16 protein-coding genes and 1 tRNA gene are annotated in these 20,799 nt (G+C 66.2%); 8 read left to right on the top strand and 9 right to left on the bottom strand.

Annotated features, from left to right (window positions below; genetic code table 11):
* Nucleotides 1–99 precede the first annotated feature (99 nt).
* From H8S61_RS10565 to H8S61_RS10585, 5 genes are all read left to right on the top strand, one after another.
* A complete protein-coding gene (locus tag H8S61_RS10565; protein WP_160940874.1) occupies nt 100–678 on the top strand; it encodes a QueT transporter family protein in 579 nt (192 codons plus the stop codon).
* Nucleotides 679–686: 8 nt separating this feature from the next.
* A complete protein-coding gene (locus H8S61_RS10570; RefSeq protein ID WP_186938956.1) occupies nt 687–1,130 on the top strand; it encodes an NUDIX hydrolase in 444 nt (147 codons plus the stop codon).
* A 112-nt stretch (nt 1,131–1,242) separates the two neighbouring features.
* Entirely contained in the window at nt 1,243–2,550 is a 1,308-nt protein-coding gene (locus H8S61_RS10575) for a glycosyltransferase family 2 protein (protein WP_160940876.1), read from the top strand.
* Nucleotides 2,551–2,554: 4 nt separating this feature from the next.
* Nucleotides 2,555–3,421: a sulfite exporter TauE/SafE family protein gene (locus tag H8S61_RS10580; RefSeq protein ID WP_186938957.1), complete on the top strand. Its 867-nt coding sequence runs from the start codon at nt 2,555–2,557 to the stop codon at nt 3,419–3,421.
* A gap of 49 nt (nt 3,422–3,470) precedes the next feature.
* Nucleotides 3,471–4,787: a histidine kinase gene (locus H8S61_RS10585; protein ID WP_160940878.1), complete on the top strand. Its 1,317-nt coding sequence runs from the start codon at nt 3,471–3,473 to the stop codon at nt 4,785–4,787.
* Nucleotides 4,788–4,871: 84 nt separating this feature from the next.
* Here the strand turns inward: H8S61_RS10585 and H8S61_RS10590 are convergent.
* The 8 genes from H8S61_RS10590 to H8S61_RS10625 all read right to left on the bottom strand — a co-directional run bounded on the left by H8S61_RS10590 (nt 4,872) and on the right by H8S61_RS10625 (nt 15,427).
* Nucleotides 4,872–4,947, bottom strand: a tRNA-Arg gene (locus tag H8S61_RS10590).
* Nucleotides 4,948–5,042: 95 nt separating this feature from the next.
* Nucleotides 5,043–7,025 carry a Stk1 family PASTA domain-containing Ser/Thr kinase gene (pknB, locus tag H8S61_RS10595; protein WP_222617682.1) on the bottom strand — a complete coding sequence of 661 codons (1,983 nt, stop codon included), beginning with the start codon at nt 7,023–7,025 and terminating at the stop codon, nt 5,043–5,045.
* Between the two features lie 87 nt (nt 7,026–7,112).
* Nucleotides 7,113–9,887, bottom strand: a complete 2,775-nt coding sequence (locus tag H8S61_RS10600; protein ID WP_186938959.1) for an FtsW/RodA/SpoVE family cell cycle protein — start codon at nt 9,885–9,887, stop codon at nt 7,113–7,115.
* Entirely contained in the window at nt 9,884–11,053 is a 1,170-nt protein-coding gene (locus tag H8S61_RS10605; protein WP_255466565.1) for a Stp1/IreP family PP2C-type Ser/Thr phosphatase, read from the bottom strand. The genes H8S61_RS10600 and H8S61_RS10605 overlap by 4 nt, the downstream gene beginning before the upstream one ends.
* Complete coding sequence (locus H8S61_RS10610) at nt 11,053–11,466, bottom strand: FHA domain-containing protein (protein ID WP_101720958.1); 414 nt, start codon at nt 11,464–11,466, stop codon at nt 11,053–11,055. The genes H8S61_RS10605 and H8S61_RS10610 overlap by 1 nt, the downstream gene beginning before the upstream one ends.
* A gap of 21 nt (nt 11,467–11,487) precedes the next feature.
* A complete protein-coding gene (locus H8S61_RS10615; protein WP_186938960.1) occupies nt 11,488–12,711 on the bottom strand; it encodes an FHA domain-containing protein in 1,224 nt (407 codons plus the stop codon).
* Between the two features lie 306 nt (nt 12,712–13,017).
* Complete coding sequence (locus H8S61_RS10620) at nt 13,018–14,754, bottom strand: LuxR family transcriptional regulator (protein WP_186938961.1); 1,737 nt, start codon at nt 14,752–14,754, stop codon at nt 13,018–13,020.
* Between the two features lie 211 nt (nt 14,755–14,965).
* A complete protein-coding gene (locus H8S61_RS10625) occupies nt 14,966–15,427 on the bottom strand; it encodes a hypothetical protein (RefSeq protein WP_160940883.1) in 462 nt (153 codons plus the stop codon).
* Nucleotides 15,428–15,632: 205 nt separating this feature from the next.
* Between H8S61_RS10625 and H8S61_RS10630 the strand changes: the two genes are divergently transcribed.
* The 3 genes from H8S61_RS10630 to H8S61_RS10640 all read left to right on the top strand — a co-directional run bounded on the left by H8S61_RS10630 (nt 15,633) and on the right by H8S61_RS10640 (nt 18,513).
* Entirely contained in the window at nt 15,633–16,460 is an 828-nt protein-coding gene (locus tag H8S61_RS10630; RefSeq protein WP_186938962.1) for a hypothetical protein, read from the top strand.
* Nucleotides 16,453–17,133, top strand: coding sequence for a TorD/DmsD family molecular chaperone (locus H8S61_RS10635; protein ID WP_186938963.1), 681 nt, complete (start codon nt 16,453–16,455; stop codon nt 17,131–17,133). Before H8S61_RS10630 ends, H8S61_RS10635 begins: the two co-directional genes overlap by 8 nt.
* A 438-nt stretch (nt 17,134–17,571) precedes the next feature.
* Nucleotides 17,572–18,513, top strand: a complete 942-nt coding sequence (locus H8S61_RS10640; RefSeq protein ID WP_186938964.1) for a putative endonuclease domain-containing protein — start codon at nt 17,572–17,574, stop codon at nt 18,511–18,513.
* Nucleotides 18,514–18,847: 334 nt separating this feature from the next.
* Here H8S61_RS10640 and H8S61_RS10645 read toward each other — a convergent pair whose 3' ends face one another.
* A complete protein-coding gene (locus tag H8S61_RS10645) occupies nt 18,848–20,791 on the bottom strand; it encodes a UvrD-helicase domain-containing protein (RefSeq protein ID WP_186938965.1) in 1,944 nt (647 codons plus the stop codon).
* Nucleotides 20,792–20,799 lie beyond the last annotated feature (8 nt).

The following is a 20,799-nucleotide window of genomic DNA, read 5'->3' on the forward strand; positions in this document are numbered from 1 at the left end:
ACGTCGGCTCCGCGTTTGCATCGTTGGGCCCTGCACTCGCGGATTACTAGCTGCCCAAAGCCCGCGGCTTCGCGCCGCGTGGAGAACAGGAGCATATCCATGAACAAGAAGACGACGTACGTCGCCCAAGCGGGCATGATCGCGGCCGTGTACGCGGCGGCCACCCTCATCGCGCTGATCGCGCTGCAAGGTTTGGCCTGGGGGCCGGTGCAGTTCCGCATCTCCGAGGCCGTGTGCGTGCTGGCGGTGCTCACCCCGGCGGCCGTGCCCGGGCTCACCATCGGCTGCATCATCGCGAACCTCATGGCGCTGGCCATCAACGGCACGGGCGCGCTCGGGATGCTCGACGTGGTGTTCGGCAGCCTGGCGACGTTCCTCGGCGCGCTGTGGTGCTGGAAGATGCGCGCGCGTCCGAAACTCGCGCTGCTGGGCCCCGTGATCGCGAACGCCCTCATCGTGCCCGCGTACCTGCCCATCCTGCTGCAAGGCCTGGGCTACTACACCATCCCGTTCACGTCCATCGCGCTCGACGGGTTGTATCTGCCCATGTACCTGTTCGGCGTGGTGGCCACCGGTTTGGGCGAGGCCCTGGTCATGTACGTTCTGGGGCTCCCGCTGCTTTCCGCCCTCAAGCGCTTCAACGTGGTGAAGCAAGTCCCGGTCCACAGCGAGCACTAGGAGAGAACGTGCGCGCGCCCTTTCAAGTGCTGGTGTTTCCGTACCGCATCGAAGCGGGGCGACCGTTGTACGCGGTGCTGAAGCGGGCGGACGATGGGGCTTGGCAAGGCGTTGCCGGCGGGGGCGAGGCGGACGAGGCTCCCGAACAGGCTGCCGCACGCGAATTGACCGAGGAGACCGGCATGGAAACGCGTGAGCTGTGCCGGCTCGATTCGGTTGCCTACCTCCCCGTTGCAAGCGTGACCGGCTCGTTGATCTGGGGAGAGGACGTGCGCACGATTCCGGAGTACTGCTTCGGGGCGCTCGCATGCGACGCGAGCATCGATCTTTCATCCGAGCACGTCGATGCCGCATGGCTTCCGTACGAGCGTGCGCTCGGTGTGTTGGCTTGGGGGAGCAATAGGGCGGAGCTGGGGGAATTGCATGAGCGTCTGCTCGGCGGCAGATGTTGACCTTCCCGCTTGGCTTCACTGATTCGGTGAATTGGGGGGACCTGGGGGTATATATCGCTACAATATGGGGTTGGGCCAAGCCCGCGCAGTTGTACCCGAATGAAGGACGTGCATGAACCCAGTTATTGTGATCCCCACCTTCGTGTCTGCGCGCCGTCGCAAAGAGGGCGGCAGCGTGCTCACGACCTACGATCACGCGACCCCCATCTCGCAGCCGGGCGAGCTTCCGCGCTTGCTGACGTCGCTGCAGAAGGTGCGCGGCGCCGGGCAGATCATCGTGCTCGTGGTCAGCGAGCCGTCGATCGAAAACCAGGCGGCCGAGAAGGTTCAGGGCATCGTCTCGCGCTTCCCCTCGCTGAACAGCGTGGTCATCGGCGCACCCGAGCTGGCGCTCATCCAGCAGCGCATGGAGCAGCTGGGCTTGGGCAAGCTGCAGAAGGAAATCGGCCTGTCCGGTTACGGCGCGGTGCGCAACCTGGGCCTCGTGATGGCCGACGTGCTGGGCTTCGACTCCGTGGTGTTCCTCGACGACGACGAGGTGGTGGACGACGCCGACTTCCTGCAGAAGGCCATGTACGGCCTGGGCAAGCTCACGAAGAAGGGTATCCCCATCCTGGCCAAGACCGGCTTCTACTTCAACTCCGAGGGCTCGTACCTGTCGAAGAGCCAGGACAAGTGGTACAACCACTTCTGGCAGCAGGGCAAGGCCTTCAACAAGTGGATTTCCAAGGCCATGCGCGGGCCGCGGCTCTCGCGCTCGAACCACACGTGCGGCGGCTGCCTGGCCCTGCACAAAGAGGCCTTCAAGCGCCTGTCCTTCGACCCGTGGATCGCGCGCGGCGAGGACCTGGACTACATGCTCGACCTGCGCATGTACGGCTCGGACATCTGGTTCGACAACCAGTGGAGCCTGCGCCACCTTCCTCCCGAGACCGAGAGCGAGGGCACGCGCTTCCGCCAGGACATCTTCCGCTGGCTGTACGAGTACCGCAAGATGGAGTACAGCCGCACGCAGATCGACCTACTGCAGGTGAAGCCCTCCTCGCTCGAGCCGTACCCCGGCCCGTTCCTCGAGGCCGGCATCACGAAGCGCATTCGCATGACGGCGTTTTTGCGCAGCCTCGCGCGCCCCGACAAAAAGGCCTATCGCAAGGCGGCGAAGGCGGCCACCGGCGAGGCCACGACGTACGCTCAGCGCAACTGCTCGAAGTACTTCGAGTTCCAGTTCGTGTGGCCCGAGCTCATGGCGCGCATGGAGAACGACCAGATCCTGCGCACGGCGCTCATGCAGTCGGCGGCGCAGCGTCAGGCGAGCGCGGGCAACGGCGCCGAGCGCCTCGTGGCGGCGCAGGCGGCGGTTGCGGCGGCCGGCATCGACCCGGGCGTGACGAGCGAAATTCGCCTGAACGTCGCGGAGTAGCGGGATGGACGTGCTCACCTTGTTCGTGCTGCCGGCTCTCGTCGGCGTGGTGATCGGCATCATGTCGGGGCTGCTGGGCATCGGCGGTGGCACGGTGATGGTCCCCATCTTCCGCCTGGCGTTCGGCATGAGCCCGGTCATGTCCACGGCTACGTCGCTGTTCGCCATCATCCCCACGTCCATCTCGGGCGCGGCATCCCACATCCGGCACAAGACGTGCATCGTGTCGCTCGGCGTGGCCGCCGGCCTCGGCGGCGCGCTCACCTCGCCGCTGGGCGTGTGGCTCGCGCAGATCTCGCCGGCATGGCTCATCATGGTGGCGGCTGCGATCATCATCGGCTGGTCGGCCGTGAAGATGCTGAGCAAGGCGTTCAAGCTGCGGGCGCAGAAGCGCGCTCAGCAGGAGGGGGCGGGCGCGTCGGCGGAAGCCGTCGCGGATGACGCCGATCCCGCTCCTGCCGCCGCCGCGGCCGACCCGGAGCCGCGCAAGCTCACGCGCAAGCAGCTGCTGATCGGCGTGGCCATCGGTCTGGGCGCGGGCGTGGCTTCCGGCTACGTCGGCGTGGGCGGCGGGTTCATCATGGTGCCGCTCATGCTGTCGCTCATCGGCATCGAGATGCGCCAGGCGTCCGGCACGTCGCTGATCGCGGTGATGATCCTCGCCATCCCCGGCGTCATCGAGCAGGCCTTGCTGGGCAACATCAACTACACGGCGGGCATCGCCATCGTCGTGGGATCCATCCCCGGCGCGGTCATCGGCGCGCGTCTCGTGCGCGTGGTTCCCGAGCTGGCCTTGCGCTTCGTCTTCGGCGGCTTCCTGATTGTGGCCGCCATCATACTCGTGCTCAACGAATTCGGTATACTGGGCTGATGGCCCCAAGCGCGCTGCTTGGGCACGGTTGAGCGACGCGGGAGGTACCATGCAGGAAGAGACGAGAGACTCGAAGTCGGCGCTGCCGCGCTTTTTCACGCTCGAGATGTTCATGTTCACGGTGACGGCGCTTTCGGGCCTCGTGCTGCTGTGGTCCATCGCGATGCCGTACCGCAACCTGGCCATCATGGTGTGCGCGGGCGTGGTGTTCACGCTGTCCATCGTGGTGGTCATCCGCCTCATCATGGACCCCGATTCGGTGCGCGCGCGTCAGTCGGACTCCATGTTGAAGCTGGCGAGCCAAACGCTGGCCTGCATGAACGAGGGCATGGATCGCACGGCCGCCCAGAAGATCTGCGGGCTGCTGCTGCCGTCCACCGCCGCCATCGCCGTGGCCATCACCGACAAGGACCAGATCCTCGGGTACGCGGGCTTCGAGGAAGCGCAGAACCCGTCGGGCAGCATCATCCGCACGCACGCCACGCACGCCACCCTCGCGGACGGCAAGCTGCGCATCCTGTTCACGCCGGAGGACATCGGCTTCCCGCGCGAGTCGTCGAACATCAAAGCCGCCATCATCGTGCCGCTCGTGGTGGGCCGCAACGTGGAGGGCACGCTCAAGTTCTACTATCGCCGCGCGAAGCACATCAGCGAGACGCAGAAGTCCATCGCCGAGGGCTTCGGCAAGCTGCTGTCCACGCAGATGGCGGCATCGGCGCTGGAAGAGCAAACCCAGCTGGCTACGCGCATGGAGCTCAAGATGCTCCAGAGCCAGATCAACCCGCACTTCCTGTTCAACACCATCAACACTATCGCCTCGCTCATCCGCACCGACCCCGAGACGGCGCGCAAGTTGCTGCGCGAGTTCGCCGTGTTCTACCGCCGCACGCTCGAGGACTCGGCCGACCTGATCGTGTTCGCGCGCGAGATGGAGCAGACGAAGCGCTACTTCACGTTCGAGGTGGCGCGCTTCGGCTCCGATCGCGTGGAGATGGAGATGCGCGTGGACCCGCGCGTGGAGGACATGCTGGTGCCGCCGTTTTTGCTGCAGCCGCTCGTGGAGAACGCCGTGCGTCACGCCATGCCGTCCGAGGGCAAGCTGACCATCGAGGTGACGGGCGAAGTGGTGGGCGACGACGTGATCGTGCGCGTGTGCGACAACGGCGTGGGCATGACCGAGGAGGCGCGCTGCAACATCCTGCATCCCGAGTCGTCGAGCGGTTTGGGCATCGCGGTGAAGAACGTGCACGATCGCATCTGCGGCTACTTCGGGCCCGGCACGCACATGGACGTGGACAGCGAGCTGGGACGCGGAACCTGTGTGATCCTCGTGCTGAAGGAAGGCGCGCGCCGAGAGTACCAGTAGCCTGCGAAAGACGGCACGCTACGAGGAAGAACGGCACCCACTGGAGAAAAACGGCGCCCACGCGGCGCCGTTTTCATGTTCGGATGGTGCCCCCGGGCGGATTCGAACCGCCGGCACCCGCTTTAGGAGAGCGGTGCTCTGTCCCCTGAGCTACGGAGGCGCGTTGGTTATTGTAGCATTAATCGTGTGTGCGTCGGCGAACTTGCGCAACGCAGAAAAAAGCGATGCGCCTTCCGGCGCATCGCTTGCAGGTTGCTAACTCTTCTTGTCGTCCGTCGGTTCCGGATCGGGCGTGGGGGTCGGCTTGACCTCCTGGAAGGTGACGCTGATGCTGATGTTGCTCTTCACGTTCGGCAGCGTGTACGTGCCGCCCGTCTTCGACCAATCGTCCAAGCCGCTCACCGAAGCCACTTCGTAGCCGCTGTTCGGCGTGATGGTGATGACGACGCTGTCGCCTTCGGTCACCGAGCTGGCGCTCGTCGTCACCGAGCCGCCGCCGTTTCCGTACACGCTGACGGAGTACGTGGACTTCGTCTTGCCGGTGCTGACCACGATGTTCACGGACTCGCCGTCCTTGAGCTTCTCGCCCGCTGCAGGGCTCTGGCTGATGACGAGGCCCGACTCCACCGTGTCGCTCGGCGCATAGTCGGCGTTCACGTAGAAACCGGCGTTGTTGAGCGTGGTGGTGGCTGCGCCCTCGCGCTGGCCCACGACGTTCGGAACCGAGGTGCCCTCGGAGCCGAGCGACAGGTAGTAGGTGACCACGGTGTCCTTCGCCACCGTCTCGCCTGCGGCGATGTCCTGGCGTACCACGTGGTCTTTCTCCACGGAGTCGGAATACTCGGCAGCGCCCTTGGCGTACTTCAGGCCGCTCACCGTGAGCGCTTTCTGCGCCTCCTCGGCGGTCTTGCCCGTGAGGTCGGGCACGGTGATCTCCTGCGCGCCCTTCGACACGGTGAGGTTGATCTTGGTGCCTTTGGCCTGCTTGCTGTCGCCCTTCGGATCCTGGCTGATCACCTTGCCGGATTCAACCTTGTCGTCGAACGACTCTTCCACCTTGCCCAGCTCGAAGCCGGCTTCCTCGATGGCGGCCGTGGCCTCGTCCACCGTCTGGCCCACCACGCTGGGAACCGCGATCTTGTCTTTGTCATCGCCGCCGCCCGACATGAGGGCGAACGCGATGCCGCCCACCACGGCAAGCGCCGCGATGATGCCGATGACGATGGCGATGGTCTTCTTGTTGTTCTTCTTGCCGCTTGTGTTGTTCGCGTTGTAGGAACGCTGCGCGGAGGTGGGGGACGCCGGGTTGACGCCGCCCATCGCGGGCATGACGGCCGTGCCGTCGGCCACGCCGACGGGGGGCACCACGCCGCCCATGACCACGGTCTCGGCGCTGGTGAAGCCTTCGCCCAGGTTGACGGGGCGGCCGGCCAGGTAGTCGTTCAGCGCGAGGCGCATGTCCTTCGCGGTGGCGAAGCGTTCGGCCGGGTTCTTCGCGATGGCCTTCATGATGATGGCCTCGAGCGACGGGTCGATGTCGGGGTTGATCTCGCGCGGCGGCACGGGCAGGTCGTTGACCTGCTTCATGGCAACGCTCACGGCGTCGGGGCCGTCGAACGGCAGGCGACCCGTGGCCGACTCGTACAGCACGATGCCCAGCGAGTAGATGTCGCTCGTGGCCGTGAGGTCCTTGCCCTGCGCCTGCTCGGGGGAGATGTAGTGAGCCGTGCCCAGCACCGAGGAGGTCTGGGTCATGACGGAGTTCTTCGCGCGCGCGATGCCGAAGTCCATGACCTTCACGTTGCCGTCGGGCTGCACCATGATGTTCTGCGGCTTGATGTCGCGGTGGATGATGTCGAGGCCGTGAGCCACGGAAAGCGCCTGGCACACCTGCGCGCCGATTTCGGCGACCTTGCGCTGGTTGATGGCGCCGCGCTCGATGATGGCGGTTTTGAGGTCGGAGCCGCGCACGAACTCCATGACGATGTAATAGGTGCCCTCGTCCTGGCCCCAGTCGTACACGTTCACGATGTAGGGGCTCTGCAGGTTGGCCGCGGCGGCGGCTTCCTGCTTGAAGCGCTGGGTGAAGTTGGGGTCGGCGGCGTATTGCGGCAGCATGACCTTCACGGCGACCAGGCGACCGAGCACGTTGTCCTGCGCGCGGTACACCTCCGCCATACCGCCGATACCGATGCGCTCGGTGATCTGGTAGCGGTTGTTGAACACCCTGCCTATCATGTTTCCGGTCACGTTTTAGCTCCTTTAGGTTACATGCTGGGCTGCATACTGGTTGCGGGCAGTATACGGGCCATCAGCATACCTTATTTACAAAAGCCCCTGAACTTCCAAGGCCGTTTTCAACACATTCTGCGCTTTTGCCGTGCCCACGCCCTCTTCGCCGTCCTCGATGACGATGGCCACCACCACGCGCGGGTCGTCGGCCGGGGCCATGCCCACGAACCAGCTGTCGTTGCTGTCCTGCTTCTCGGCGGTGCCGGTTTTGCCGGCGACGTCGATGCCGTCGATCTTGGCCGCGGTGCCGGTGCCGTTCTCCACGACGCCCAGCAGCACGTCGCGCACGCGTCCGGCCGTGGTCTTGCTGATGGCCTGCATGAGCTTCGTCGGGGAGGCCGAGAAGCTGCGCTCGCCGTTGGCGTTGTTGATGCTGTCGACGAGGTAGGGCTGCATGATGACGCCGTCGTTGGCGATGGCGGAACCCACCATGGCCATCTCGAGCACGGTGGCCTGGGGGCCGGCCGGGCTCTCGCGGTCGGGACGGGTGGGATCGCCCACCGGCTCGCCCGCAGCCGCCCATGCCAGTTCCCATTCGTTCTTCTGCAGGTCCTCGGCCGAGGGCATGAGCGAAGCGGGCGTGTACAGCGGGAAGTCGATATCCTTGTTGAAGCCGAAGTCCTCGGCGCCCGCCACGAGCTTTTCGGCACCCATCTCGACGCCCAGCTGGCCGAACACGGTGTTCGACGAGAGCTCGGTAGCCTGGGCCAGGGTGAGGTTGCCGTAGTCCGTCTTGTTGAAGTTCGACACGGTGGCGTTGCCGATCTCCATAGTGCCGGGAGAGGAGAACACCGTGTCCTCGCTTGCCACGTCGTCCTCGAGCGCGGTTGCCAGCGTGACCATCTTGAACGTGGAACCCGGCGCGTACAGCGAGCCCACCGCGCGATCCACGAGGGTGCTGTCGTCGGGGTTCGCGTTCGCCTGCTCGATGACCGAGGCGAAATCGGCCGCGTTGTACGTGGGGGCCGAGGCCATGGCCAGGATGGCGCCCGTGTCGGGATCCATGACCACGCACGCGCCCTTGCGCCCGGCCAGCGCGTCCTGCGCGGCCTGCTGGATCTTCGAGTTGATGGTGAGGGTCACGTCGTTGCCCGCGGTGCCGATGCCGGCGAACGAGTTCAGCACGTCGGTCCACGAGGCGAAGTTCTCGGTGCCCTTGAGCGTGTCGTTGTACGCGCTTTCGATGCCGGCGTTGCCGAATTGCGACGACGAGTAGCCCACCACGTGGCTGGCCAGGTCGCCGGCCGGGTACTCGCGGTCGTACGTGCCGTCCTCCTGGCGGACGCTGCGCGCCAGCACGGTGCCGTCGTACGTGGCGATGGTGCCGCGCTCGGTGCGCGCCTCCTTCGCCAGCGTGTGGTTGTTGCCGGGCATGTTCTGATAGTAGTCGGCCTGCACCACCATGATGAGCGTGAGGTTCGCCACGAGCAGCGCGAACAGGGTGGAGCACAGCAGCATGCTGTGGTTGAGGCGCTTGCCCAGCGACACGCGTCCGAGCACGCTGTTCGCGTGCAGCGACGTGGTGGCGCTGGCCATCTCCTCGCCGACGCCGGTTCCCTCGTCGCCGCAGCGCAGGAGGAAGCCCACGATGATGAAGCTGGCCAGAAGCGACGAGCCGCCCTGGCTGATGAAGGGCAGCGTGAGGCCGGTGAGGGGGATGAGCCTGGTCACGCCGCCGACGATGATGAACGCCTGCAGCACGATCATGGACGTGAGGCCCACGGCCACGAATGAGCTGACGTCGCTCTTCGCGCGCGCCGCCGTGACGAAGCCGCGCACCGCGAAGCACAGGAACAGCAGCAGCACGCCGGCCGCGCCCAACAGGCCGATCTCCTCGGCGATGGCCGCGAAGATGAAGTCGCTTTCCACGACGGGGATCTGGTCGGCAAGGCCGCGTCCGATGCCCACGCCGAACAGGTCGCCGTCCGCGATGGAGTAGATGGCCTGCGTCAGCTGGTAGCCCGTGTCCTGCGCGTCGGCGAAGGGGTCGAGCCAGGTGTCCACGCGCACCTGCACGTGGCCGAACGCCAGGTAGGCGCCCACGCCGCCGATGGCGATGAGACCCAGGCCGATGACGAGGTACACCTTCTTGCCCGTCGCCACGTACAGCATGACGAGGAACACGAAGAAGAATACGAGCGCGCTGCCGAGGTCCTTCTCGAACACGACGATGACGAGCGCGATGCCCCACATCAGCAGCAGGGGCAGCAGCGTGCGGATGTCGGGCAGGCGCAGCGGCCCCACGCGCCACGTGAACACGGACAGCATCTCGCGGTTCTGCGCGAGGTAGCCCGCCAGGAACAGCACGATGACGATCTTGGCGATCTCGCCCGGCTGGAAGGAGTAGCTGCCGATGGACAGCCAGATGCGGCTGCCGTAAATCTCCTGGCCAAGGCCCGGAACGAGCGGCGAGAGCAGCAGCAGGAAGCCGACGATCATGAGCGTGTACTTGTAGTTGACGATCTTGTCGAGGTTGCGCACGAACACGAGCACGAGCACCATGCAGGCCACGCCCACGAACAGCCACATCACCTGGCCGACGGCCAGGTCGGGCGCCAGGCTGGTGACGAACGCGATGCCGATGCCCGACAGCGCGAACGAGATGGGCAGCAGGGCCGGATCGGCGTTGCTTGCGAACTTGCGCACGGCGAGGTGCGCGATGACGAACGCCACGAAGATGGCCGCCGGCACGCCCAAGGTGGTCATGTCCAGCGATTGCCCCTGGTTGATGGCGATCATGGCGAACAGCAGCGCCACCACGGGCGCCGCCACCAGCAGCAGGACCAGCTCTACGTTGCGACGCGTCATGCAGCACCGCCGTTCGCGTCGTCTTTCTTGTCGCCTTCGTCCTGCTTGGCGTTCTCATCGTTCTTGTTGGCGCGTTCGGCCAGCTCGTCCTCGTACTCCTTGACGAGCTCTTCGGCCGCTTCCACCGTGTCCACGCGAATGCCCTCGTTCAGGCGGTTGGCGACGCCCGGTTGCAGGTCGTCGACGGACACGTCGGTGGTGCGCTCGAGCTGCGAGAACGACAGCCCCAGCACCGTTCCGGGAACGCCCCGGTAAATGGCCACCTTGCCGTTGTCGTTAGCCAGGTAGGCGGTGGTGTTCATATAGGTTTGCGTGCCCCAGGCGGCTCCGGCGACGATGGCTGCGAACAGCACCAGCACGAGCGCGATGGACAGCTTGGTCTTGCGCGCCAGCTTCTTGCGGCGCACCTCGGCGTAGCCGGTCACGTCGGCCACGATGACGGTGACGTTGTCATGGCCGCCTGCGGCGATGGCCTCGTTCACCAGCTGCGAGGCGCAGCGCTGCGGGTCTTGCACGCGGCGCAGCGTGTTCTCGATCTCGTCGTCGAACACCATGCCCGACAGGCCGTCGGAGCAGATGAGCAAGCGATCGCCGGTTTCGACGTTGATCTCGTAGATGTCGGGGTGGAGGTGCGTGTCGCTGCCGAGCGCGCGGGTGATCACCGAGCGCTGCGGATGCGTGCGCGCCTCTTCGGGCGTGAGCTGGCCGGCTTCGATCATGTCGGCCATCAGGCTGTGGTCGCGCGTGAGCTGCTGGAGCTTTCCCTGGTGCAGCAGGTACGCGCGCGAGTCGCCCACCTGTGCGATGACCAGGCGCTCGCCTTCCAGCATGGCCGCGGTCATGGTGGTTCCCATGCCCTGTCGCCCTCGTCCTTCGTGAGCGGCCTGGATGATGGCGCGGTTCGCTTCCTCGATGGCGCGGCCGAGCGCGGCACCGTCGGGATGCTCGGGGGCCTGCTCCGACAGCACGCGCACGGCGATTTCCGACGCGACCTCGCCCGCGGCGTGGCCGCCCATGCCGTCGGCGACGGCGAACAGGGGCGGCGTGACCACGAGGCTGTCCTCGTTGTGATCGCGCAGGCAGCCGATGTCGGTGCGGCTGCCGAACGAGGTGAGTGCCCCCTTGCGGGTGCGCGGGGTGGATTTGTACGACCGATCCGCAGCCATTAGGCGAACCTCACGCGAATGGCCACGTCGCCGACGTTCACGACGTCGTTGTTGCGCAGGGCGGTGGGCTCGGTGATGGGCTGGCCGTTCACGCCGGTGCCGTTCGTGGACCCGAGGTCCTCAACGAACAGGTTCTGCCCCATGAGCTGGAAGCGCGCATGGCGGCCCGACACGTATCCCGCGCCCACGACGATGTCGGCACCGGGGCTGCGGCCCACGATGACGGGCCCGCGAACGACGATGGACACGCCACGCAGCTCTTTCGGCCCCCGTTCCACGGAAAGGTTCCAGGTGCGCTCTTTCTTGCGCTGTCCGCGAACGAGTCCGATGCCCGTCTTCATGATGGCGAACAAGAACAGGTACAGCAGCGCGACGAACAGGAGGCGTACGATGAGAAGTACGACGTCGATCACGGGTTATCCTTCCGTTTCCGCTCAGGCCTGGGTGAACGTGAAGTTCGTCATGCCGATGGTGATGCGGTCGCCCTCGGAGAGCGGCTGGGTGGCAACCTCGCGGCCGTTCACCAGGGTGCCGTTCGTCGATCCGAGGTCGGTGATGGTCCAGATGCCCTGCGGCTCGAAGCGCAGCTCGGCATGCGTGCGCGAGGCGTTCACGTCGTGCACGGCGATGTCGTTCTTCGACTCGCGGCCGATGAGCAGGCGCGCCGACGCGAGGTCGTACGCGCGGTTGTTCGTGGTGTCGATGAGGCGGGCGCGCACCGCGGCCTGCGCGGGCATGGGGGTTGCGGCCTGCGGACCGCCGGCGAACACGACGGTTTCGGCGGCCATGCGCGGCTGGGCCTGGGGCTGCGGTTGGGGCTGCGGGGCTTGGCGGGGCTGCTGCATCGCGGCGCCCATGCCCGCGCCGGCCGCGGCCGCGCCAAGGGCGAACGGGTCAACGGCTTCGGGGCGGTCGAGGGGGTGGATGCCGTCGCGCTGCTCGTCGAAGTCGCGGCTGTCGAACGTGTACTCGCCGTAGTCGATGGAACGGTCGATCTCGTCTTCCGGCACGTAGGGGAGCTGCTGGGGCTGGCCGTACGCGTCCACGCTCATGGGCGCGTATTGATCGTACTGGTCATGCTGATCGTACTGGTCGTACTGGTCGTAGCCGCCGTACGGGTCGGGCGCGGGGGCCATGGGGGTCGGGGCGGCGTATCCCTGATCGTAGCCGCCGTACTGCTGCTGCGGCAGGGGGGCTTGCGGACGCGGGGCGGCGTAAGGCTGCGCCGCGGGGGCGGCGGCCAAGCCGTAGCGCTGCATCTCCTCGGCGCGCAGCTGCGCGATGATGGGAGCGGCCACCGCTTCGGCGATGATGTCGAACTTGCCGTGCTTGAGGTCCTCGTCCACGATGAAGCGCACGAGCGGCTGGCCGTCCATGACGAGGCCCTGCTCGGATGCTTTCGCGGCCAGGTACGTTTCCGTCTCGCCCGCCAGCGTGGGGTAGTAGCCCATGAGGCGGCGATCGTCGTCGGGGTTGACCAGCACGGTGTACAGCGTGGGGGCGTACTGCTTGCCCGCGCCCACCATCTTCTCGCGACGCATCTGCTTCTCGGCCTTTTTCGCTATCTGAACCGGCGAGATGGGAGCGTCGAACATCTTGTCGGCAGCGCCCTCGAACGTGTCTTCCATCCTGCCTTCGAATTTCGAAAGAAAGCCCATTGCATCTCCTTTAGTGGTGCGTGGCGCGATCGCCGGCATCGGCCGATCCTCGCGCGCGGTGCAGCGGTGCCGCGCGCGGTCGCGCGCCCAAACGCAACCAGCTTAGTTCGTGTGTCCCTGCATATGACTATGCAATGTTCCATCTTGCCATAAACCCCCTGCCCGCGCCCCATCCTTTACGCAATCGTCATTATTGCGGGGAAGCGGCCGCGCGTCCGAGCGGGAGCGTTCGCCCGGTCGATGCGCTGCGGGAGGGGGTGCCGCGCGCGCGGTGGCGGCAGCACGTGCAGGTCGGGCCGCCGCCTGCTATTCGGCCGCTTCGGCGAGTTCGACGAGGCGCATGAGCTCCTGCTGGCTGTGGACGTTCGTCTTCTTGTAGACGTGGCGGATGTGGGTTTTCGCGGTGCCTTCCGAGATGTAGAGCTTCTCCTGGATGTACGCGGCGTTGTGGCCCTTCGCCAGGAAGAACATGATTTCCGTCTCGCGGCGCGAAAGCAGGTAGGTGTTGGCCACCGTCTCGCACTTCGTGCGGAACCGGCCGCCTCCCTTGCGACCCTCGCCGTCGCCCTCGTCGGCGCGCCGCGCGCTGCTGCGCTCGAGCAGCGACGGGGTGCGCGCCGCCGTCGGCGCGGCCGCGGGCACCGTCTGGGCCGCGTTGTCCGCGGCGGCGTCCATGTTCGTGCCGGCGCCCTCGAGCTCGGCGCGCGATACGGCGTCGTCGCCGCCGCCGGCCCCGGCCCCGGCGCCCGCTCCCGCATGCCCCAGCGGGCGCACCCGGTCGTTCAGCTCGAGCGATACCGCTTTCACCAGCGGGCACGGCGCGACGATGGCCTCGATCTCGCGCTCGCGCGGCAGCAGCGCGTACGCCACTACCATAATAAGCAGCACGACGACGATCACGCCCTGCTCGCCGAAGGGCAGCAGGTGCACCCAGTTCGCCGCCACGATGGGAAACAGCGAACCCGCCAGCCCCGCCAGCGCCAGCATGCCGCGCCCCAGGCCGAACACGTAGATGGGCGACAGGCGGAAGCGCTGGGCCAGCTCGCCGAAGAAGATCCACATGAGCGCCTCGAAGCACAGGTAACCCATCACGAGGAACATGGTGGCGAACGTGCCGTCGCTCATCTCCGAAAGCGGTAGGAAGAACAGCGTGACGGCGATGAAGGGGATGAGCGGGCGGAAGTAGCGGCTCCATTTGTCGCCCCCGCCCAGCGCGACGATGGTCACGAGGATGACGACGGAGGCGAAGCCGGCCGCCAGCAGCATGACGATCTGGTCGGCCACGTTCGATGCGGGCACGATGTACTGGATGGACGTCTGCCGCAGCGTGCCCAGCGCCACGCCGAATACGAACACGGGGATGCCGAAACGCAGGAAGAACTTGGCGTGGTTGACGGGCAGCGGCTTGAAGATGGGCACCTCGTTGCGCTCGGAGTACGGCGCCGGCGTTTTGTTCCACAGGATGGCGAGCTCGAGCAGCGGGATGATGCCCGTGAGGATCCCGGCAATGGGAAACGGGCCGTAATGCAAGCCGATGGCGTACACCCCGATGCCGATGGATATGGCGATGGACGAGTTCAACACGATGGACGCGCTGTCGCAGCGCGCGAACGCGACGCCCCAGAACAGGATCAGGATGGCGGAGCCGATGCCCGTCGCGATGCCCGACACCACCTCGAGCGCCGGGCCGTTGATGGCGGGCGGCGACAGCAGCAGCAACGTGCCGGCCGACATGAGCACCGACCCCGCCACGAGCGTTTTCTTCGAGATGTACGCTTTCAGCAGCCGCTGATCGGTGATGCCGGCGAACAGCAGGCACACTCCGAACACGACGATGGAGATGAGGAACGGCAGCGACGCGTGGCTTCCGTACATGCCGGTGATGTAGGTTTGCGTGCCGAAGATGGAGGACGTGCCGAACATGGCGGCGTACACCCACGCTTGGTGCAGCCCGTAGCCCACCGACAGCAAGCTCAGATCGCCGAATGCGGTATCGTCGCCGAAGTCGGCGTTGATGGTGATGCGAGGAACGCGAATCCCCATGAAGCCCCCTTCTCGAATCCCTGGGCATCATCATACCGTGCGCGTCGCGCTTTTTCTAGCGAGCTGACCGAGGGGATCATGGTATTGCATCGAGGGTGCGAGCTTTTGACATGGGGAAACGAAAAAATAATCCTCTGCGGATGATGTTCGAGGGCGCTTCCGACGAAGCGCGGGGGCCCGGCTGGTCGTCCGGGCCCCCGCGTGCGGCGGCTTACGCCACCGTGAACACCACGTTGTCGAAGCGCTCGAGCGGCGTGCTCTCGCCCTCGGTGCCGCTTCCGTCGAACGTGGTGTGCGTGCCCGGCTTCTGGCTGTCGGCCTTGTGCACCGTGCACGTGTACTGCTTGCCGGACAGCTCGTCCGCCAAGCTGGAGACGCTGTAGTCGTGAATGGCCTCGAGACCATTCTGACTGTTGCTGGAAACCACGCTCTCGTCCAGGCACGCAGCGGCGGTGCTGCCTGCGGGAACGATGATGAGCGAGGTTTTCACGCCTCCTCCTTGCGCGGTTTCGTCCACCGTGCACGTGACCTCGATGACGCCCTTGCTGGTTGCAGCAACGTTCTCTTCGCCGTGGACGTAGTAGAACGCATAGGCGGGAACCGCGATCAAAGCGCACAGGCAGCTCAGAACCGCAACGGCAAGAATCCTCTTGCCCCAAGCTACGTTGGCCATAGGAGCTTCCTTTCCCAAGAAGCCCCGCTTCTCGCAACGCGCCCCGATTATAGGGAGGCGCCGAAGCGTCCGTCAAGGTGATTTCCGCAGCGCCGCGCATGATGCGCGCGCAAATCCTCCGCGCATTTACGCCTTGCAGGATGATGGGACGCGCCGCGCCGGGCCTATACTCGAAGGCAGCGAAGAGAGAAGAAGGAGGAACCGGATGCCCACCGTATCGTTCGACGACGTTCTGGGTTTGGACGACGAGTTCGATCCTCTGATGGCCGACGATCTGGAGATCGACCAGGAGGACATGGACGACGACAACCCGCTTGACACCGTCGACTATCCCACCATGCGCAACATGCCGCACGGCATGCAGCGCGAAGCCGTGTACACGCCGAAGCGCCAAGGCAGCGTTGAGGCCGCCGTGCTCGAGCTGCTCGACCACAACCCCGCCCGCCGTCCCGTGCTGCTGGACATCATGGGGCTGTGCCGCGGCGGGTGTCCGGCGAGCCGCGTGACCGAGCACGTGGAGGCGGCGCAGGCGCACAACCGCTCGGTGTACGCGCCCATGACGCTGTGCCGCATGCTGGAGCGTGCTGGCGCGCTGGCGCTGGAGATGCCCGAGGTGGCCGAGGCGCGCGAAGATGCGGAGGCGGGTGTGGCGTTTCTCGAGATCAAAGAGCGCATCGACCCCGTATGGCGCACCACCGACGAAGGGGCCTCGCTGTACGAGGAGCTCACCCAGGGGGCCGCGTTCCGCGACATCGTGCTCGATCGCGACGGCCGCTACGTCGAGGTGTACCGTGCGGTCATGCGCGCCGTCGACGAGCGGCCGCGCACGAAGCCCGAGATCGAAGAGCTGGTCGACGCGTTCGACGAGGTGAAGAGCCCGCGGCGCTTCGGCGGCCATTTCATCGACATGCTGGAGCGCACCGACGCGCTGGAGTGGGGCGAGCACGCCTGGCGGCTGACCGACCTGGGGCGCTCGATGCTTCCCGCGGTGGATGCGGCCGCCGATTCGAAGAAGGAGGAAAGCCATGTCTGAGGAATCCGTCGACCTGGTTGCGCTCATGCGCATGCGCGCTCAAACGTACGGCCTGCTCGCGCGCCTGTTCCGGGAAGAGGTGGACAAGGAGGCGCTCGAGGAGCTGCAATCCATGCGCTTCCCCACCGCCACCGGCAACGCGAAGGTGGACGAGGGCTACCACCTGCTGTACGACTACCTGAGAACCGCGTGGGACGACAGCGTCACCGAGCTGGCCATCGACTTCGTGCGCACGTTCATCGGCCACGGCGTGAACGCGTATTCGGCCGCGTACCCCTACGAGAGCGTGTACACTTCCGAGCGTCGCCTGATGATGCAGGAGGCGCGCGCCGAGGTGCTGCAGACGCTGCGCGAGAACAACCTCAAGCGCGGCGCGTGGAACGAGGGCGAAGACCACGTGGCGCTGGAGTTCGAGTTCATGCAGCGCATGGGCCTGCGCACCGCCGAAGCGCTGGAAGCAGGGCGCGAAGACGAGGCCGTGGAACAGCTGCGGACGCAGCGCGTCTTCCTGCGCGACCACCTGTTGAACTGGCTGCCGCTGTTGACCAGCGACATGCGCCTGTTCTCGCGCACGATGTTCTACCAGGGCTTGGCCCAGCTTGCCATGGGGTTCGCCGAGGAGGACGCGCTGCTTCTCGCCGAGCTTCTGGACAGCGCGGAAGCCGCCGCCTAGCCGGTCGCCTTCCTGCGCAACCGACCCCCCCTGCCGGGCCCGCGGATCGTCCGCGGGCCCGATTTCGTCGCGATGGGTGACGTTCTCCCCGTCGCGTCGCTTTTGGAGCCGTTCGTGTAAGTTTTTCAACTTCGTGGCACGCTCGGGCAACCGCCATCAGGCGCTTTCCCTTCCTTGCTCGGACTCGCTTCCTCTCTCGTTGCTCCGTTATTGGAAAATGCCTGATGAGCGAATCGACTTTTTGAAAGAGTCTGCCACAAAGTCGAAAAACTTACACGGAAGGTGCCAAATGCTGCATTCGAGGCCACGGAGCCGAGGGTCGTGAGGGTAGGGATCGCGGAATCGAGAACCGAGGCAGGATCCAGGAAGTCGGAAGGGTGTGGTGCCTCGGGCGAGAGTGCTCTAGCCAAAGGGGTGTACGCTCGGTATGCTACGAGTATGAGCGTATTCATCGGATATAGGTCTGCCTACGAATACTGGCGCACGAACGATGCGTTGCCGGCTTCCGTGCCTTCGCGCGCGCATCCGTCGTGCGGCGTTCGCGCAGAAGGCGCGCGCGACGGCTTGGAGGAGTTTGAGGTTCCTCTGCATGTCGTGGTTGCCCAGGCGAACGATCGCGTGCGGACGGGCGACCCGGTGTGCCACGTGTGGAATGCGGGCTTTCCCGCAGACTCTTTCGTCAAGCTGCGCGACGGAGCGTATATCAGCTCGCCCGAGCGATCCTTCATGGAGATGGCGGCAGAGCTATCGCTGGTCGAGCTTATCCGATACGGGTATGTCTTGTGTTCCGGGTACGCTTACGACAAGGGTGAGTCTGGTTTTCGAGCACGTGCGCCCTTGGCTAGCGTGCGCTCGTTGCAGCGCTTCGTCGAAAAGTCCCACGGCAGGACAGGCTCGAACAAAGCGGTGCGTGCCATGCGCTTCATCGCGGATGCGTCGGCTTCTCCGATGGAGACAAATCTGACAATGGCTCTGTGCCTACCCCGGATGATCGGTGGCTATGGCTTGGATATTCCCGAGCTCAATCTTCGCATCGAAGTCAGGACGAAGGGGCTGGTTCCCCGCGATCACTTCAAATGCGACCTGTATTGGAGAAGGCAACACGTGGCCGTCGAATACGACAGCGGGGAGCACCACAGCGGCGTGGAGGCTGAAACCAAGGACTCGGCTCGGCGAAGCGCTTTGCTGTCGCAAGGAGTGACGGTGGCGTCGATTACCCCCGACCAGTTCTTCGATGCGAGGAAGTTCGACGAAGCGGCCCGTGCGGTGGCGAAGCTGCTCGGCAAGCGCCTCCCCGCGAATGAAGCCGCATGGATGATGCGGCGCTATCGGTTGCGGCACGAGCTGCTGCAAGATACGCGGCAGGGTCGGCCGAGGTAATCGTACGGGGCCGAGTGTCGGTTTGAGGGGTTGCCGTGCAAGTTTTTCGACTTTGTGGCACGTGGCGAAAAGGTCCACCAGGTGTTTTGCTGCGTGCTCGGAGAACCCCTTTTTGCGCGGAGGCTTCGCGACTTGAGAAATGCCAGGTGAGAGAATCGGCTTGCTTGAGAGGTTTGCCACAAAGTCGAAAAAGTTGCACGAGGAGCCGAAAAAGCTGCTTTGGCGCGGAATCGGAGCGGCCGGGCGGCCGCGATTCGCGAGGCCGCCCGCCTCGCGAGGCCGCCCGCGATGCGCGCCTGCTCCGTCGTCTGCCGACGGCGCAGGCGCGCAATGATCAGTTCAGGCCGTGCCGGGCGAGAAGGGCCTGGCCGCCGGTGGTGGTGGGCGCGGCGTCCCCGGCTTCGGCGAGGAACGCGGTGGGGCGCACGGCGGCCACGCGGCTTCCGTCCTCCGCTTTCACGCGCACCACCTGCATCTTGGCGCGTTCGGCCAGCTCGAGCGGTGCCTTGCAGAAGAAGGAGACGACGAGGCGCTTGTTCGCCTTCGACACGCTGTTGCAGAACGAACGGCGCTCCTCGTCCATGACGCGTTCGCGCTCTTCCTCGGTGCTGATCACCTCGAACGCGTCGCGGCGCGGCGCGAACCCGTCGATGGCGGCGATGGCGAACACGTTGTCGTACTCGAGGCCGCACAGCGAGCCGTAGGCGGCCACGTGCAGCACGTGCGGGTCGTCGGGCAGCGCGGGGTCGGTGACGGCGCGGCGCTGCAAGGCGAAGACCGCGGCCGCATCCTCGTCGCCGACGAGGGCGCGCACCGTCTCCTCGAACTCCGGAAGCCCTTCGGCCTCGATGGCGCGCAGCAGGCCGAATCCCTTGCGGCCGGCGTTCTGGGCGATGAGCGCGTGGCCGGCGCGCCAACGCTCGGCCAGGGCGTTCGCGCGGGCGAACGGCTCCTCGTCCAGCTCGGCGAGCAGGGCGAGCGCGTCGAGCAGGGAAAGGCCGCGCTGCTCGGCGAAGGCCTGCAAGCCGTTCCAGGCGTCGCTGTTCGTGAGGTAGTTGTCGAAGCCGCACCAGCTGCGCCAGGCGGTCAGATCGCACGGGTCGGCCAGCAGGTTGAGCTTCGTGTACGCCACGAGCGCGCGGGCCCGTGTGCTCTCGCGCGGGTCGCCGCCCAGGCTGCAGAACGCGCCCGCCAACGTCACGGTGAAACCGCGCTGCTTGAGCACGCGCTGCGCCATGAGCGCCCAGCGCTTGTTGGGCACGAGCACGCACGTGCGGCTCTCGTGCAGGTCTTCTTCGGCGTCGAGGACGACGCGCAGGTATTTCGTGATGCCGTCGAGCTCGTCTTCCGGCGTGGACCACTTGACGGCCATGAGGCCGTCCGCCAGGCCCGCGTCGGCAACGCGGCCGGCGTTGAAGGCGGGGTCCAGGTCGCCGTGGTCGCGCAGGCTGTCGACGAACGCGGAGACGGCGGGGTTGCCGAACGCGCCCTTCAGCGTGAACACCTCCACGTCGCGTCGGCGTGCGTCGAACTGCGTGAAGCCTTCGGCGCACGGGAACGCGGTGCCGAGGGCCTGCTGCTGGTTGGGGTTGCCGCACGCGACGAGCTGGCGGTCGGCCAGCAGGCACAGGCAGGTCTGCTCGGCGCGGCTCATGTTCTGGAAGTCGTCGCACAGCACGTAGGCGTAGCTTCCGCGCGCACCCTCGCCGGCATCGCTTTGCAGAAACGATGCGCACCGATAGGGCGCCTCCTGCACCAGCATGGCCCCGCGCGAGGCCAGCACGCGCTCAAGGTGGGCCAGCACGGTTTCCTCCTCGCCGCCCATCAGCCAGGAATCGCGAGGAGCGAGGTCGCTCATCTGGCGATAGAAGAACTCGAGCATCTTGCGCAGGCGGCGGATGGGCTGGCCGAGCGTCTTCATATCCTCCAGGAAGAAGTTGTACTCCGCGCCGTTCAGCAGGCGCGGCGCACGGCCGGTGGCGGCGCGGGCCGCAGGCGCGTCGAGCACCGCGACGCACGTTTCCAGCGCGGTGCGCACGTGCACCTCGTCGGCGGCGTGCCGACCGTCGGGGCCGAGCGCGGCGCGCAGGCGGCGGCGGAAGGCTTGGGCCGCCGCCGCGCTCGACACCTCCACGAGGATGGATGCGGGCGCGGCACCTCCGCCGATGAGGTGGGCGCAGCGTTGGACGAGCGCTTCGGTTTTGCCGCTGCGCGCAGGTCCCTGCACTTTGGCGATGCGGCCGTCGAAGGAGGCCAGGGAAGCGATGGCGTCGATCATGATGAGGC

Origin of the sequence: Eggerthella hominis (genome assembly GCF_014287365.1) — a bacterium.
Taxonomy (GTDB): domain Bacteria; phylum Actinomycetota; class Coriobacteriia; order Coriobacteriales; family Eggerthellaceae; genus Eggerthella; species Eggerthella guodeyinii.

What these genes read in the sequence shown, in the direction of transcription:
- H8S61_RS10565 (WP_160940874.1), top strand. Translation starts at nt 100, where the DNA reads ATGAACAAGAAGACGACGTACGTCGCCCAAGCGGGCATGATCGCGGCC.
- H8S61_RS10575 (WP_160940876.1), top strand. Translation starts at nt 1,243, where the DNA reads ATGAACCCAGTTATTGTGATCCCCACCTTCGTGTCTGCGCGCCGTCGC.
- H8S61_RS10580 (WP_186938957.1), top strand. Translation starts at nt 2,555, where the DNA reads ATGGACGTGCTCACCTTGTTCGTGCTGCCGGCTCTCGTCGGCGTGGTG.
- H8S61_RS10585 (WP_160940878.1), top strand. Translation starts at nt 3,471, where the DNA reads ATGCAGGAAGAGACGAGAGACTCGAAGTCGGCGCTGCCGCGCTTTTTC.
- pknB (WP_222617682.1), bottom strand. Translation starts at nt 7,025, where the DNA reads ATGATAGGCAGGGTGTTCAACAACCGCTACCAGATCACCGAGCGCATC.
- H8S61_RS10600 (WP_186938959.1), bottom strand. Translation starts at nt 9,887, where the DNA reads ATGACGCGTCGCAACGTAGAGCTGGTCCTGCTGCTGGTGGCGGCGCCC.
- H8S61_RS10605 (WP_255466565.1), bottom strand. Translation starts at nt 11,053, where the DNA reads ATGGCTGCGGATCGGTCGTACAAATCCACCCCGCGCACCCGCAAGGGG.
- H8S61_RS10615 (WP_186938960.1), bottom strand. Translation starts at nt 12,711, where the DNA reads ATGGGCTTTCTTTCGAAATTCGAAGGCAGGATGGAAGACACGTTCGAG.
- H8S61_RS10620 (WP_186938961.1), bottom strand. Translation starts at nt 14,754, where the DNA reads ATGGGGATTCGCGTTCCTCGCATCACCATCAACGCCGACTTCGGCGAC.
- H8S61_RS10625 (WP_160940883.1), bottom strand. Translation starts at nt 15,427, where the DNA reads ATGGCCAACGTAGCTTGGGGCAAGAGGATTCTTGCCGTTGCGGTTCTG.
- H8S61_RS10630 (WP_186938962.1), top strand. Translation starts at nt 15,633, where the DNA reads ATGCCCACCGTATCGTTCGACGACGTTCTGGGTTTGGACGACGAGTTC.
- H8S61_RS10635 (WP_186938963.1), top strand. Translation starts at nt 16,453, where the DNA reads ATGTCTGAGGAATCCGTCGACCTGGTTGCGCTCATGCGCATGCGCGCT.
- H8S61_RS10640 (WP_186938964.1), top strand. Translation starts at nt 17,572, where the DNA reads ATGAGCGTATTCATCGGATATAGGTCTGCCTACGAATACTGGCGCACG.
- H8S61_RS10645 (WP_186938965.1), bottom strand. Translation starts at nt 20,791, where the DNA reads ATGATCGACGCCATCGCTTCCCTGGCCTCCTTCGACGGCCGCATCGCC.